General features: G+C 63.6%; 15 protein-coding genes. 8 read left to right on the top strand and 7 right to left on the bottom strand.

Annotated features, from left to right (window positions below; all coding sequences use genetic code 11):
- Positions 1–88: 88 nt before the first annotated feature.
- The 3 genes from rph to F2P44_RS19980 are packed head-to-tail and all read right to left on the bottom strand — an operon-like array spanning position 89 to position 2801.
- A complete protein-coding gene (rph, locus tag F2P44_RS19990) occupies positions 89–817 on the bottom strand; it encodes a ribonuclease PH (RefSeq protein ID WP_167088804.1) in 729 nt (242 codons plus the stop codon).
- A gap of 22 nt (positions 818–839) precedes the next feature.
- The gene (locus tag F2P44_RS19985; RefSeq protein WP_054264091.1) at positions 840–1790 is read right to left on the bottom strand and encodes a PP2C family protein-serine/threonine phosphatase; all 951 of its coding nucleotides are present in this window, start codon (positions 1788–1790) and stop codon (positions 840–842) included.
- Positions 1791–1805: 15 nt separating this feature from the next.
- Positions 1806–2801 carry a serine/threonine protein kinase gene (locus tag F2P44_RS19980; protein ID WP_167088803.1) on the bottom strand — a complete coding sequence of 332 codons (996 nt, stop codon included), beginning with the start codon at positions 2799–2801 and terminating at the stop codon, positions 1806–1808.
- 97 nt (positions 2802–2898) lie between these two features.
- Here F2P44_RS19980 and F2P44_RS19975 point away from each other — a divergent pair, with 97 nt between their 5' ends.
- The 4 genes from F2P44_RS19975 to F2P44_RS19960 all read left to right on the top strand — a co-directional run bounded on the left by F2P44_RS19975 (position 2899) and on the right by F2P44_RS19960 (position 7229).
- Positions 2899–3786, top strand: a complete 888-nt coding sequence (locus F2P44_RS19975) for a YicC/YloC family endoribonuclease (protein ID WP_167088802.1) — start codon at positions 2899–2901, stop codon at positions 3784–3786.
- A 232-nt stretch (positions 3787–4018) separates the two neighbouring features.
- Entirely contained in the window at positions 4019–4666 is a 648-nt protein-coding gene (gene gmk / locus F2P44_RS19970; protein ID WP_167088801.1) for a guanylate kinase, read from the top strand.
- Positions 4667–4698: 32 nt separating this feature from the next.
- Entirely contained in the window at positions 4699–4902 is a 204-nt protein-coding gene (gene rpoZ / locus F2P44_RS19965) for a DNA-directed RNA polymerase subunit omega (protein WP_054264095.1), read from the top strand.
- Between the two features lie 77 nt (positions 4903–4979).
- Positions 4980–7229 (top strand): RelA/SpoT family protein, encoded by a 2250-nt coding sequence (locus tag F2P44_RS19960; protein WP_167088800.1) that lies wholly within the window; start codon positions 4980–4982, stop codon positions 7227–7229.
- An 89-nt stretch (positions 7230–7318) separates the two neighbouring features.
- Here F2P44_RS19960 and F2P44_RS19955 read toward each other — a convergent pair whose 3' ends face one another.
- The 3 genes from F2P44_RS19955 to F2P44_RS35655 all read right to left on the bottom strand — a co-directional run bounded on the left by F2P44_RS19955 (position 7319) and on the right by F2P44_RS35655 (position 8898).
- Positions 7319–7861 carry a biliverdin-producing heme oxygenase gene (locus tag F2P44_RS19955; protein WP_229423640.1) on the bottom strand — a complete coding sequence of 181 codons (543 nt, stop codon included), beginning with the start codon at positions 7859–7861 and terminating at the stop codon, positions 7319–7321.
- 108 nt (positions 7862–7969) lie between these two features.
- Positions 7970–8293, bottom strand: coding sequence for a hypothetical protein (locus F2P44_RS35660; protein ID WP_370662725.1), 324 nt, complete (start codon positions 8291–8293; stop codon positions 7970–7972).
- A 167-nt stretch (positions 8294–8460) separates the two neighbouring features.
- A complete protein-coding gene (locus tag F2P44_RS35655) occupies positions 8461–8898 on the bottom strand; it encodes a TonB-dependent receptor plug domain-containing protein (RefSeq protein WP_370662724.1) in 438 nt (145 codons plus the stop codon).
- Between the two features lie 365 nt (positions 8899–9263).
- On the opposite strand from F2P44_RS35655, the gene F2P44_RS19945 reads away from it, so the two are divergent.
- From F2P44_RS19945 to F2P44_RS19930, 4 genes are read left to right on the top strand one after another with little or no spacing between them, the layout of a single operon-like run.
- Positions 9264–10061: a hypothetical protein gene (locus F2P44_RS19945; protein WP_167088799.1), complete on the top strand. Its 798-nt coding sequence runs from the start codon at positions 9264–9266 to the stop codon at positions 10059–10061.
- Positions 10058–11437, top strand: a complete 1380-nt coding sequence (locus F2P44_RS19940; RefSeq protein ID WP_167088798.1) for a hypothetical protein — start codon at positions 10058–10060, stop codon at positions 11435–11437. Before F2P44_RS19945 ends, F2P44_RS19940 begins: the two co-directional genes overlap by 4 nt.
- 37 nt (positions 11438–11474) lie before the next feature.
- On the top strand, positions 11475–12251 hold the full coding sequence (locus F2P44_RS19935; protein ID WP_167088797.1) for a hypothetical protein: 777 nt from the start codon (positions 11475–11477) through the stop codon (positions 12249–12251).
- Positions 12248–13636, top strand: a complete 1389-nt coding sequence (locus tag F2P44_RS19930; protein WP_167088796.1) for a hypothetical protein — start codon at positions 12248–12250, stop codon at positions 13634–13636. Before F2P44_RS19935 ends, F2P44_RS19930 begins: the two co-directional genes overlap by 4 nt.
- Here the strand turns inward: F2P44_RS19930 and F2P44_RS19925 are convergent.
- Positions 13623–14966, bottom strand: a complete 1344-nt coding sequence (locus F2P44_RS19925; protein WP_167088795.1) for a DUF3422 family protein — start codon at positions 14964–14966, stop codon at positions 13623–13625. The two genes, F2P44_RS19930 and F2P44_RS19925, sit on opposite strands and share 14 nt — an antisense overlap.
- Positions 14967–14982 lie beyond the last annotated feature (16 nt).

Raw genomic sequence — 14982 nt, 5'->3', positions numbered from 1 at the left:
AATTTGAAACCGTCGTCCCCGGCCTTGGCGGCCCCCTTGGCGGGAACCCAAGGCCGGGAACGACAGGTGGAGGATAACGGGGGAGCGATTAAAGTCCCAGCGCTTTCTTCTGCAACGCGATAATGTCCGCAATCCCCGCCTGCGCCAGATCCAGCAAACGGTTCATCCCCGCGCGGTCGAACGCGGCGCCTTCGGCCGTGCCCTGCACTTCGATAAAGTGTCCGGCTTCGGTCATCACCACATTCATATCCGTGTCGCAGCCCGAATCTTCGACGTAATCGAGGTCCAGCACCGGCATGCCCTTGTACACGCCGACCGAAATCGCCGCCACAAAACTCTTCACCGGCACTGCCGGAATCGCGCCGCTGGCCACCAGTTTGCTGAACGCGTCATACGCCGCCACCATCGCACCGGTGATCGACGCCGTGCGCGTGCCGCCATCGGCCTGGATCACGTCGCAATCGAGGTTCAGGGTACGCTCGCCGAACGCTTCCAGGTCGAACGCTGCGCGCAGCGAGCGCCCGATCAGGCGCTGGATCTCCTGCGTGCGCCCGCTTTGCTTGCCGCGCGCCGCTTCGCGGTCCATGCGCGTGTGCGTCGAACGCGGCAGCATGCCGTATTCGGCCGTCAGCCAGCCCTGCCCTTTGCCCTTCAAAAAGCCCGGCACCTTCTCTTCGATGCTGGCCGTGCAAATGACCTTGGTGTCGCCGCACTCGATCAAGACCGATCCTTCGGCATGCTTGGTGTACTGGCGCGTCAATACGATGTCGCGCAGCTGGTCGACGGCGCGGCCGCTCGGACGTGATTCAAATGTCATGATTACCTTGTAAAAGCAGGCCTTACTTAAGAACCTGGGATGATTTTTCGATGGCGTCGCGGATCTCGGCGATCGCCTTTTCGATCTCGTCGTCGTTGAAGGCGTCGATTTCGAGCGGCTGCTCCGGCTCCGGGGCGCTCAGGATCGTGGTGCTGACCAGGTTCTCGGGCAGCATCATGGTCGAAATGACCGCCGCGCTGCCGTCCGTGTTCACGCCCGCCGTCTCCACTTCGGGCGAACCTTGCCACATGATCGCCAGCGCGGTCGTGTTGTCGCACGTCTCGCCGCCGATGGTGATCGCGGTGCTGATCATGTCGGGAATGGCGCGCACGATGGTCTGGGTCGACAGGCGATGGACGATTTCCTCGTCCGGCAGCATCGACCACAAGCCGTCGGAGCACAGCATGACCACGTCGCCGGTCAGCAGGCTGACCTGGCGCGACACTTCGATCTTCGGCAGGGAGCTCGCGCCGATGCAGTTATACAGCTTGTTGCGGTCCGGGTGGGTCGCGCGTTCGGCCGGATCGGCCAGGCCCTGGGCGATCAAATGCTCGATGTGCGAGTGGTCGCGCGTGCGTCCCAAAATCTGCCCGCGCCGCAGCCAGTACAGGCGCGAATCGCCGCAGTGGGCCCAGATCGCCGTGTTGTGCTGGATCAGGCAAGCCACCACCGTGGTGCGCGGCGTGTCCGGCATGTTGTTGGCGATGCGGTAGCGGTGGATCTCGTCGTGCGCTTCGAGGAACGCCTCTTCGAGGAAGCGTTCGGGCTTTCTCACATACGGCGTGGCATGCTGCTGGAACATGCTCGACATGGTTTGCAGGGTGATGGCCGCGGCCATTTCGCCGCGTAGATGGCCGCCCATGCCGTCGGCCAGGACCAGCAGCAGCGCATCGCGCGTGAAGCTGTATCCCATCCGGTCCTGGTTGACCTTGCGGCCGCCGAGCTGGCTTTCCTGATAAACGGAAAATTGCATAGATATCTTTCTGGATCAGGTGTTTTTATCGTTGACTTTTTTGCGGCCGAGACTACCCAAACGGTCGACCAGGCCGCGGACCTGGCCGCCGAGCTTTTCCAGACCGCGCGGCGCTTCCGACTTCTTCGGTGGCGGCAGCGCCAGTTCCTTTTGCAGCGCGAACAGGCTTTGCGGCCGCGCCAGCGGGTCCATGTCGAGGCAGTTCTTGACCATGCTGATCAAGGCCGGCGAAAAACTGCCTTCGAGCTTGGCGTAATAGCCCGGCATCTTGTCTTCGGTCTTGCGCTGGTCGGCCGGCTGCGGCGGCGCCCCCGCCATGCAGGCGAAGATGGTGGCGCCGATGCTGTAAATATCCGACCATGGTCCCAGCGCCGCCGTTTTCGAGTACAAATCCGGCGGGGCGAAGCCCGGCGTGTACATCGGCGTGAGCTTCGGGATATCGGCGTTGATGGTCTGGCGCGCGGCGCCGAAGTCGAGCAGGATCGGCGAACCATCGGTGCGCAGGTAGATATTGGCGGGCTTGAGGTCCAGGTGCAGCAGCTTGTTGGCGTGCACCTCGCGCAGGCCGCCGCACACGCCCAGGAAAATCTGGCGGATGAAGGCTTCGGACAAGCGGCTGCCCTTGCTGCCGAGCCGGGCGATGTGTTCCTGCAGCGAGTGGCCCGATTCATAGCCCATCACCATGTACACCGTATCGTTGGCGCGGAAGAAGTTCAGCACCCGCACCACGTTCGGGTGGGAGATCAGCGCGAGCGCCCGTCCCTCCTCGAAAAAGCACTTCAAGCCGATGCGGAACACCGGCAGATTGGGCGGTGAAATCACCGGAACGAGCTCGCCAGGTTGCCGCAAAGCGAGGGAGCTCGGCAGGTACTCTTTAATGGCGACCGCGTTCCCCTCGGCGTCATAAGCGAGATATACAATACTGAACCCACCGGACGCAATTTTCTTTACAATGCGATATCCGGCAATTTCAAGACCATCGGGCAGGGGAGCGTTATTTTGTGCAGCCATCTGTGTGTTCCTTGCTTAACACGGCGATTGTGTGGATAAATCACGGCTTTGTAAAGAAAAGATAAAAATACCGGGGACTCCATTGAGCATTTCTAGCATGACAGGTTACGCGGTGGCCACCAGCGAAGGCGCGGCGGGCACCCTTACAATTGAAATCAAGAGCGTTAATTCGCGCTTTCTGGACCTGCAGTTCCGCATCAACGATGAGCTGCGCGCACTCGAACCGGACTTGCGCGCCGCGATCATGGCCGCCATCACGCGCGGCAAGGTCGAGGCACGCCTGAGTTTCGGACGCAAGGTCGCCGGCGGTTCGCAGGCCCTGAATGCGTCCTTGCTGGCCGATCTGGCCCGTTTGCAGACCGAAGTGACCAAGCATTTCGTCTCGGCGCCGTTGATGACGGTGGCCGAGTTGCTGCGTTGGCCCGGCGTGATCGAGGAAGCCCAGGTTGGCCAGGAGTCGCTGCAGGCCGACGTGGCCGCGCTCACGGCCACCACCGTGGCGGCGTTTGTCGACAGCCGCCGGCGCGAAGGCGCGGCCCTGGAGGCAATGCTGGTATCGCGCATCGATGCGATGGACGTGATTGTCAAGCGCATCACGCCGCTGATTCCGCAAGTGATCGCGCAATTCCAGCAAAAGGCGGTCGAGCGCATGCAGGATGCATTGGGGTTGGCCGGGCACGGCACGCCGTCGACCCTGACGCGCCAGGAAGCGTTCGAGCGGATTCGCCAGGAAGTGACCTTGTACGGGATCCGAATCGACGTGTCGGAGGAGCTGTCGCGCCTGTCCGCGCACCTGACCGAGACCCGGCATATCCTCAAAAAGGGTGGCCAGGTCGGCAAGCGCCTCGATTTCATGATGCAGGAACTGAACCGCGAAGCCAACACCCTGGGCGCCAAGGCGTCGGTGAAGGAACTGGCCGATGCGTCGATGGAATTGAAGCTGCTGATCGAACAGATGCGGGAGCAGGTGCAGAATCTGGAGTAGTTTTTAGCCGACACCCTCACCGCCGCCCGCTAGCCCGTCGTTCCAGCTAGCCCGTCGTTCCCGCGCAGGCGGGAACCCAAGTTCGTCACGTAGCCATTGGCTGCGCAATCAACTTGGGTTCCCGCCTTCGCGGGAACGACGCTTTGGGGGTGGCGCAACGAGCAGGCGCAACCTGTATTTTTATCGTTTTTAACCGCAATAACGCACCAACACGTATCCGAGAAAGACACCCATGCCCACTCCTACCTTCGGTTTTTCAGGCAGCCTGTTCGTCGTCGCCGCGCCTTCCGGTGCCGGCAAGTCGACCCTGGTCAACGCCCTGCTCGCGCAGGAACCTGGCATCAAGCTGTCGATCTCGACCACCACGCGCCCGCCCCGCCCCGGCGAGCAGGACGGCCGCGAGTACCATTTCACCACCGCCGCGGACTTCGTCGAGCGCGCCGGCCGCGGGGAATTCCTCGAATGGGCCGAAGTGCACGGCAATTACTACGGCACCTCGCGCCTGATGGTCGAAAAGGAAATGAAAGCGGGCACCGACATCCTGCTCGAGATCGACTGGCAGGGCGCGCGCCAGGTGCGCAAGCAGTTTCCACAGGCCGCCGGGATCTTCATTTTGCCGCCCTCGATCGCGGCCTTGTCCGAGCGCCTGAACAAACGCGGCCAGGACGAACCGCACATCATCGAACGGCGCCTGCTGGCCGCCGGCGGCGAGATCGCTCACGCTCCGGAGTTCGAGTATGTTATTATCAATGAAGAGTTCAACGTCGCCTTGTCAGAGATGAGCGCGATTGTCAGAGCGACACGCAGCCGATTTGCCCAACAAGCTGCGCGTAACGCCTCGCTATTTGCCCAACTGGGTATCCATGCGCAACAATCGTGACACGGCACACACCGTCATATTGAGGAAATTACATGGCCCGCATTACCATTGAAGATTGCTTGAAGCACATCCCTAACCGCTTTCAGCTGACCCTGGCCGCGACCTATCGCGCGCGTCAGTTGTTGCAAGGCCACACTCCGAAGGTGGAAGCCAAAGACAAGCCAACCGTCGTCGCCCTGCGTGAAATCGCAGCCGGCAAGGTCGGTATCGAGATGCTGAAAAAGGTTCCGATGTAAGTGTTTTTCGTGCCCGAACGGTGTCAACAAGCCATCCTGATTTTCTTTTTTCACATTTCGGCTGATTGACTTTGCGTATGAATCTGACTCCTCCGGATACGACACTCTCAGGCACACCCAAGACCCGGTCTTCGCGCGCCGCCACCAAGGCGCAAGAGGCCGCAGTCCCTGCCGCTCCCGCACCGGGCGTGGCATCGGTCTCCCAGCTGTCGGCCAAGCTGACCGAGTACCTCACTCCCTCCGAACTCAAGAAGGTCAAGGAAGCGTATCGTTTTTCCGACGAGATGCACCTTGGACAAGTCCGCAAGTCGGGCGAACCGTATATTTCCCATCCCATCGCCGTGGCTGAAATCTGCGCCGACTGGAAGCTCGACGCCCAGGCCATCATGGCCGCGCTGCTGCACGATGTGATGGAAGACCAGGATGTCAAGAAGGATGAGCTGATCGAGCGCTTCGGCGCCCCCGTCGCCAGCCTCGTCGACGGCCTGTCGAAGCTCGAAAAAATCGAATTCCAGACCCTGATCGAAGCGCAGGCGGAAAACTTCCGCAAGATGCTGCTGGCCATGGCGTCGGACGTGCGCGTCATTCTCATCAAGCTGGCCGACCGCCTGCACAATATGCGCACCTTGGAGCACATGACGCCGGCCAAGAAGCGCCGCATCGCATCCGAAACCATGGAAGTGTACGTGCCGATCGCGCACCGCCTGGGCCTGAACAATATTTACCGCGAATTGCAGGACCTGGCGTTTTCGCACCTGTATCCGGTGCGTTACCGCACCCTGTCCAAGGCCGTCAAGGCGGCGCGCGGCAACCGCCGCGAAGTGGTCAAGAAGATCCTCGAATCGGTCAAGAACACGCTCGCCATCGCCGAGCTGCCGGCCGAAGTCTACGGGCGCGAAAAAACCCTGTACGGCATCTATAAAAAGATGCGCAGCAAGCATCTGTCGTTCTCGCAGGTGCTCGATGTGTACGGCTTCCGGGTCGTGGTCGACAGCTTCGCCAATTGCTACGTGGCGCTGGGGACCCTGCACGGCCTGTACAAGCCGATGCCGGGCAAGTTCAAGGATTACATCGCGATTCGCAAGCTCAACGGCTACCAGTCGCTGCACACGACCCTGATCGGCCCGTACGGCACGCCGGTCGAGTTCCAGATCCGCACCCAGGAAATGCACCGCACCGCCGAGTCCGGCGTGGCTGCGCACTGGCTGTACAAGAATGGCGAGTCGAACCTGTCGGACTTGCAGCAAAAGACCCACGCCTGGTTGCAGTCGCTGCTCGACATCCAGCAGCAGACCGGCGACTCGGCCGAGTTTTTGGAGCACGTCAAGGTCGACCTGTTCCCCGACTCGGTGTACGTGTTCACCCCCAAGTCGAAGATCATCGCCCTGCCGCGTGGCGCCACGGCGCTCGATTTCGCGTACACGATTCACACCGGCATCGGCGACCATACGGTATCGGTCAAGATCAACAACGAAGCGGCATCGCTGCGCACCGAGCTGCGCAATGGCGACATTGTCGAGATCGTTACCAATCCGGATTCGCGGCCGAGCCCGACGTGGCTGGCGTTCGTACGCACCGGCAAGGCACGTTCGGCGATCCGCCACCATTTGCGCACCATCAACCTGAACGAATCGGTCGAGCTGGGACGCGAGTTGCTGGCGCAAGCATTGACGGCACTGAATATCCAGCCGGATTTACCCGAGCCCACGGTCGAGAAGCTGCTCAATGAATCGTCGGCCAAGTCGATGGATGAGCTGTATGCGGACATCGGCATCGGCAAGCGCATGGCGGCGCTGGTGGCGCGGCATATTTTCGGCCTGGTCGATGACGATCTGGTGAGCCTGCCGGCCAATCCGAATGCGACGCCGGGCGAACTCGATCCGGTCACGATTTATGGCAGCGAAGGCGTGTCGGTGCAGTTGGCGCCATGCTGTCTGCCGATTCCGGGCGACCAGATCATTGGGCAACTGCGGCGCGACCAGGGCTTGATCGTGCATACCAGCGATTGCGTCGGCGCCAAGCGGCTGCGCGGCAAGGAACCGGATCGCTGGATCGCCGTGCAGTGGGGCGGGGAATTGAACCGCCGCTTTGACTGCCGGATCAGGCTGCTGATCAATAATGAAAAAGGCATCCTGGCGCGCGTGGCGGCCGAGATTGGCGAATCGGATGCGAACATTTCGTATGTGGGCATGGACGAGGATGAAGAACACGTCATGACGCAGCTGCGGTTTACGATCCAGATCAAGGACCGCGTGCATCTGGCGCATCTGATCAGGAATCTGCGGCGCGTGGTGGGCGTAACCAGGGTGGAACGCGAGCGCAATTAGTTTGCTTCGTTTGCGCTGACCTTTTCGCTATCCCCCAAACCGTCATTCCCGCCGAGTGCCGCCTTGCTGCGGGAATGACGATACTGCCCCTACCTCATCGCCAAAATCCGGTCGAACGCATCGCAAGCCCCTCTGCACGCCTCGGCAATCTCCCCTTCGCTTTTCACGCCCTCCCGCAGCGCCAGCATGAAGCTGCGCCAGCGCGGACCCGGCCCCTGCGCCCCACTGCGCAGATAACGCAGCGGATGCGGCGCCAGCGGCCCCGCCAGGCGCTGATACAGCACCGCCCCGCCCAGTTGCGAGCCTTCGATCACATACGTCACGCCCCAGCGGTACGCCGCGCTGGCGGCACTCGGCCACACGGTGTCGTCGTCAGGGCGCGGATCGGCACGCACCCCGCCCAGCGCCGGATCGGCCAGATCGGCATCGATCAGCGCAACCCGCGCCACCGCCGGCAAGCTGGCCTCGCCTTGCGGACCATCGCTGTAAGGCGCCAGCCAGGCTTCCAGGGGAGACAACCAGCGGCGCAGCATGTGCAAATGGTCGCTGTAGTGCTGCAAGCCGGCGTCCGGCTGGGCCAGCGGCATGCCGGCGTCGAGCACGGCATGACGGTCGGCCGTGGCGATGCGCAACGCGCTCAGTGCGTCGGCATGCGCGCGGTTGGGATGTTGATTGATAGATTCTTCCTGTTCTGTAAGGCATGTTCATCACAGTCTATCAGTCTTGTTGCTGCGCACGCCTCAAAATGAGGAACTCAGCGTCAGCCGGAACGAGCGCGCTTCGGTCGGGTGGAAATGGATGTCCTCGACCGCCCCGGGCTCGCCTTGCAGGCGCGATGCGTAGAAATAATCGATCGCCGAACTGCGCCGCTTGGCCAGGTTGAAGCCTTCCAGTTCGAGCTTGAGGCGCTTGCCCCGCTTGTAGCCGATGCGCCCGTTCAGGGTCGTGGCCGGCTGCGAGCGCACACTGTTGTCTTCGATCAACGGACGCGGGCCGACATAACGCAGCTGCAACGCCCCGGACCACGGCCCCAGCTTGTCGAGCGCCAGCGCCAGCGAGGCCACGCGCGCCGGGGAATCTGGTCGCTGGCGTTCCAGCGCCCCCGGTAAGCCATGGCCGTGAGGTCGAAACGGGTGGCGGCGTCGCCCTGGCTGAACCGCAGCACGCCGTTGAGCTTGTTGTAATCGTCGCCGCGCGTAAACGGCCCATCGTGATGGAACGATTCGAGCGCCTACAGCAGCTTGCCCTTGCCGAGCACGGGCGAATCGGCCAGCAGCGCGCGCCGGTAGCCATTCTGGCCCAAGCCCAGGCTGGCGATGCCTTCCGGCAGCGTGTCGGCGTAGCGCACCGCCAGCGCGCCGGCGGCGGCGAAGTCGCCTTCGTCGGCGTAGTACGGCCCCGTGCGGTAGTCGAGCCGGTTGGCCAGTTCGGGAATCAGGAAGTTCAGGTCGGTCCAGCCCTGGCCGTGGGCGTGGCTGCGCTGGTTGACCAGCATGCCGTCGACCGTGGTGCGCAGGCCGGTGCCATGGTCGAGGTTAAAGCCGCGCAGGTAAAACTGCTTGGCCTTGCCTTCGCCGCTGTGCTGGCTGACGATCAGGCCGGGCGTCGCTTCCAGCAGTTCGCCGGGACGGTACGCCGAGCGCGCCGCCAGTTGCTGCTGGGTGAGCACGCCGGCATTGGCGGAATCGCCCCCCCAACTGGCTCATGCGCGAGGCGGCCACCACCACGTGCGGCAAGGCTTGCAGCGGCTCGCCGGCGTGGACCACGGCCGCGGCGCCCAGCAGCAAGGCGCTCAAAGGATGGCGTACGAGTCGGTAGTCGTGCATGGGCAGGCCTGTCGTGAAAAAGCGAGAGGCGCATAGACAAAATCGCGGCGCATTCCTTCATCGGCGGCTGCATGATTTCGGATTCAACTTCGCTTCAGAAAATTTCAAATAATCAACATTAATATTTTATTCATCGGCGCGCGCGTGTTAACATCACGCCCGGATCCAGCACCAGTACCTGCCCTTACCACCTCTCAGGAAGCACTTCATGGGATATCGCCGTTTTGCGAACACGCTCCCCTTCTGCCTTGCCGTTGCGTTCATGGGGAACGCCAGTGCCGTCGAGCGCACCGAAACCGTCGAATGCGAGCTGGCCGATGGCAGCGCCTTCGTCCTCCAGGCCAAACATAGCTGGATCCCGCTGGCGGTGTTCGCGCGCCATGCCAACGCGCGCGAGGACCAGGATGACTTCAAGGTGTACTACCGCGCGCGCGGCGCCGCAGAACTGGTGGACGCGGGCGCGAAAATGGAACATCAGCATCTGGAGCAAGGCGCCAATATGGAAGTCCTGTGCGCCCGCCTGGGCCTGTACGAAGGCCAGCCGGGCACCGGTGCTTCCCTGCGCATGCCGGGAGAAAAACGCTTCTGGGTACCGGCGCCCCGCGTCATAGGCAAGCGCGACGAGGTTCAACAGCAGCGCGTCGATGCGCAGTTGAAGCAGCGCGGCTTGCACGTGATGGATGAAAACAGCGCCATGGCCATCCGCCAGGGCAAGCTGGTGCGGGAACTGCCCTTGTACGCGGCCAAGGCGCCGGCCTGCGCCGAACGCAACGGCCAGCAGTGCCCGGTGAGCGCCGTGCTGCGCACGACCTCAAGCGATCGTGGCGAAACCTGGCAGCCGGCCAGCATCGAAACGGCGCCCTATTTCTTCAAGACCGGCATGGCGCTCGCGCGGCAAGCCGGCGTGGCCCACCCTTCCGCGCGCAGCCTGCGCAATTACCGTCACCGCGACGAGAACGGCGCCAAACCGCTTGAGCAGCCATGTCCGAAGGAATGCACCGAATGAAAACTACGCTGGTGACCGCAATGGTGCTGAGCCTGCACGCCCAGTCCGGCTTTGCCCAGGACCGCCTGGAATGCCTGCTGCCCCAGGGCGGCCGGATCGTGATGGAGGGCAGCTGCGAAGCCCCCTACGGCAATCGTCCGGAAACCTGCGATACGCGCTACGCCACGCGCTACCTGGGACCGGACGGCGCCGCGCAGGTCGATCTGGGCATCACCTCGCTGCGCCGCACCGACGACTCCGGCACGCCGGCCGAGATGTGCGCCCATTTTTATGTCAAGGGTGACACCGTGCATGCGCCCGGCACCGACTCGGAGCATTTCCGGATGCTCGCCAAGGGACAAGTCGCAACGATTACCGCCAAGCCCCGTTACGATAAAGCCGTCGAAGCCGAGGCCAACCGCGAATCGGCGCGCCACGCGCTGAGCGATCCCGGCTATACGCGCATGGCGGTGCAAGGCAGCACCTGGGTGCTCGAAGAAGCGCTGACGCGCTGGCACTGGGGCCACTATGCCGATGCCAATTTTTACCGGCAGCCGGTCTCGCAGGTGTCGCAAACGCTGTCCACCGACCAGGGCAAGAGCTGGAGCGCGCCGCTCATCACCAGCGCGTCCCGCTTGTTCACCATCGGCACCTCGGCACTGGACCAGCCGGACGCCGCCAGGCCCGGCGCCGTCAGCATCGCCGACAAGCGCCTGGAACGGCGCGCGCTGATGGCACGGGGCAAGCAACTGGTACTGCGTTGCCGCCTGCCCGATCAATCCGAGTTTGTGCTTTCCGGCATGCTGCCGAACGAGGAAGACCTCCAGCGTCAATCCGCCGGCGAACTGCCGCCCTTCGTGCCGCTCGTCTCGATCAGCTATGTCGGCGCGCCGGGCCGGGCCGCCATCGACGTCGATGGCGACATGGCCATGCTCACGGGCTTGCCGACGAGCGCCGCAGGTCCCCTGCAGGATCAGGTCTGCAACAGCGCCGGCCTGGCCAACGGCGTTCCCTACATCGGCATCACCATGCTCGACCAGGATGGCAAGCGCTTCACCCGATTCGCGTATCCGGACAAGATCTGGTTTCCGAGCCACCCGCCGCGCCAGCTCGGCGAATTGCTGATGCGTCAGGACCTGATTATGGGCTACAACGTTGCGCTCAGCCGTCGCGGCAAGCTGATCGGGCTGGAATACCCGCTCGTATCGCGGCAATGCGCCAGCGCTGGCCGGGTCGACAAGGCTCCCGTCTGTCCGGTTGGCGGCGTGCTGCGCAGCGAATCGCAGGACAACGGGGCCAGCTGGTCCGATCTCGCCTTCTCGAGAGCATCCTGGATCTTCACGCCCGGCAAGCCACTGGAGCAGCAGCCCGGACGCGCCACGCTGCAACGCCGCTAAGCCCGCCCTCCTCCATCACCTTTCCGGAAGCAACTCCATGCGACATCGCCGTTTTCTGCACACGCTCTCCTTCTGCCTTGCCGCCGCCTTCATGGGCAAGGCCTGCGCCGTCGAGCTCACCGAAACCGTCGAATGCGAACTGGCCGACGGCAGCGCTTTCATCCTGCAGGCACAACATGACTGGGCGTTTCCGAATGAGCTCACGCGCCGTCGCGCCAACCGCGCTGACCAGCAAGATTTCAAGGTGTACTACCGCGCGCGCGGCACCGGCAATCTGGCATACACGGGCGCCAGCCTGGCATACCTGAATTTGCAGCAACGGCCGAACCTGGAAGTCCTGTGCTCCCGCCTGGGCCACCACCTGGGCCAGCCGGGTACCGGCCTGTCCCTGCGCATGCCGGGAGAAAAACGCTTCTGGGTGCCTGCGCGCACCGGCAAGGACAATCTCGACAAACAGGAACAGCGCCGTATCGATGCACTGTTAACGCAGCGCGGCTTGCGCGTGATGGGGAAAAACAGCGCCCTGGCCATCCACCAGGGCAAGCTGGTGCAGGAGCTGCCCTTGTACGCGGCCGACGCTCCCGCCTGCGCCGAACCCGACGCCCAGCAATGCCCAGTAAGCGCCGTGCTGCGCATGACCTCAAGCGACCGGGGCGACACCTGGCAGCCGGCCAGCATCGAAACCGCGCCCTACTTTTTCGACACCGGCATCGCGCTCGCGCGGCAAACCGGCATCGCCCACCCTTCCGCGCGCAGCCTGCGCAATTACCGCAACCGCGACGAGCAGCCATGCCAGACCAAATGCACCGAATGAACATCGCCTTTGTGACCGTGCTGGTGCTGGGCCTGCATGCCCGGTCCGGCTTTGCCCGCGACAGCCTGGAATGCGTGCTGCCCCAGGGCGGCCGCATTGTGATGGAGGCACACTGCAAGGCGCCGGCCGGCGTGAGTGGGGACTGCGATTCCCGATACGACACACGCTACCTTGCACCCGGCGGCGGCGCACCGGTCGAGCTGGGCGAGACATCGCTGGACAAGCCCGACGACTCGGCTACGCCAGCAGCAATGTGCGCCCGGTTTTATGCCAGGGGCAACAGCGTCCATGCCCCCGCCTCCGACGATGGGCAGTACCGGAGCATCGCCAGGGGCCAGGTCGCCTCCGTGCAAGCGCATCGCCCAGACAATGAAGAGGTGGAAACACAGGCCAATCGCCAATCCCCGCGCGAGGCCCTGAACTATAGCGGCTACAGCCGCATGGTGGAGCTCGGCGGCACATGGGTGCTTGAAGAAGCGTTCACGCGCCGCTACCGGGGCCACTACGCCGATGCCGATGTTCACCGCGCGCCACTGTCGCACGTGCTGCAAATGCAATCGAGCGACCAGGGGGATACATGGAGCGCGCCAGTTCTCACCAGCGCGTCCAGATTGTTCACCATCGGCAAACCGGCGCTGGACCAGCCGGACGCCGCCAGGCCACGCTTTGCGCCCGCCGAAGACAAACGCCGCGACCGGCGCAATGTGCTGGCGCAGGGCAAGCCGCTGACGATGCGTTGCCGCCTGCCCGATCACTCCGAATTCATTCTCTCCGGCAAGCAGCCGAGTGACGAAGAACTCAAGCGCGAATGGGGCGGCGAAAGGTCGGTTTTCGTGCAGCTGGTCTCGATTGCCTATGTCGCCGCGCCCGGCCGGGCCGCCATCGACGTGGAACCCGAACTGTCCAGGCTCAGGTTCCTGGCGGATGTGCCGCGTCCCAAGCTCGACGAGGTCTGCGGGACCGCCGGCCTTGCGAATGGCGTTCCCTACATCGGCATCACCATGCTCGACCGGGACCGCAAGCGCTTCACCCAATTGACGTATCCGGACAAGATCTGGTATCCGGGCGAGTTGCCGCGCCAAATCAACGAGTCGCTCAAGGGCCAGGACCTGACCTGGGGCGAGCAAACCGAACCGCCTGCCGCAGTGACCCGGCGCAACAACGTGCTTGCGCTGGAATATCCGGTCGTACCGGAGGGCTGCGGCGGCAGCGACCCGCGCCACATCAGGCCGCCCGTCTGCACGGTCAGCGCCGTGCTGCGCAGCGAGTCGCGCGACAACGGCATGAGCTGGTCGGACCTGGCCTTTTCCACCACGTCCTGGATCTTCGCCCCAGGCAAGCCAGTCGACCAGCAGCCGGGCCGCGCCACACTCAAGACCGAATAGCCTGGCGGCTCACATGGTGATGCATGCGGCGCAACCCCAGCCAGACAATGGCGAGCATCACCGGCATGGCGGCGCCGGTCACCATGTCCGGATTGATCGGCACGCCAGCCGCCTTCATGGCCTTGCCCGCATACGCGATCAGCCCGATCGAATAGTAGGAAATGGCCACCACCGACAGCCCCTCGACCGCCTGCTGCAAGCGCAGCTGCTGGGCCGCGCGCGCGTTGAGCGACTCCAGGATGCGCCGGTTTTGCTGTTCCTGCACGATGCCCACGCGCGTGCGCAGCAAGTCATTGGTGCGGCCGATGCGCTCGGCCAGCGCTTCCTGGCGCCGCACGGTCGACTCGCACGTGTTCATGGCCGGGGCCAGGCGCCGGTCCATGAATTCGCGGATGGTCGGCACGCCCGGAATGCGCGCTTCGCGCAACTCCTCGATGCGCGCCTGCACCAGCCGGTAATAGGCTTTTGAAGCGGCGAAACGGTAACTGTTTTCCAGCGCCAGCTTTTCCATGCGCGCGGCCAGCACCGTGATTTTTTGCAGCAAGACTTGCTCGCCGTCGGGCGCATCCGGCGTATCGGGAATCGCATCGCTCGCATCGGTCATGCCGGCCGAGAGGCGCGCCAGGTCGGCCTCGATGCCGTTGAGCACGGGCGCGGCCAGCTGCGCTTGCGGCAAGCCCAGCAGCGCCATCATGCGGTAGGTTTCGATTTCCAGCACCCGCTGCACCAGGCGCCCGGCCTGCTGGTACTGCATGCCCAGGTCCTGGATCACGACCCTGCCGAAACCATCGGGCGCGATCGCGAAATCGGTCCAGACCTTGGCAAAATTCTGGCTGTCGCAGCCAACCAGCAGATTGCCGCCAAACACGTGGCGCATCTCGGTCAGCGACGCGCTCACCTGCTGCAAGGTCACGTGGGTGGCGGCCATCACCTTGCCTTCCAGGCTCAGCAGCCACTCATCGGGAACATGGCGCAGCGGCACCTGCTCGAACGCGTGCTCGGCCGCGACAGGCTGGGCGCGCTGTTCGGCGAAAGTGTAGGTGGAAAACTCGGTATGCGACTCCCATTGCAGGCGAAAATTGCCGAAATCGTGGAAAAAATAGCGCGCTTCCGGGTGCGGCGGCGCCACCCCGAAATAGCGGCACAGCCCGGCCAGCAACTGGTTCTGGCACGCCAGCTGATGCGCATCGGCATCACCCTCGTCGCGCGCGTAGACCGCCAGGTGGGTCAGCGTTTCGGGGCCGTTCAGGCGCAGCGACGGGCGCGAATGGACTTCGGCCGCCAGCGGTATGCGCAAGGCGTGGTTGAAAGTGGCATGGGAAATCGACATCGCTAACTCGCTAAAA

This window comes from Massilia frigida, assembly GCF_011682175.1.
In the GTDB taxonomy this organism is placed as follows: domain Bacteria; phylum Pseudomonadota; class Gammaproteobacteria; order Burkholderiales; family Burkholderiaceae_D; genus Telluria_A; species Telluria_A frigida.
Note: the sequence above shows the minus strand (reverse complement) of the source record. Positions and strands in the feature narration are given on the sequence as shown.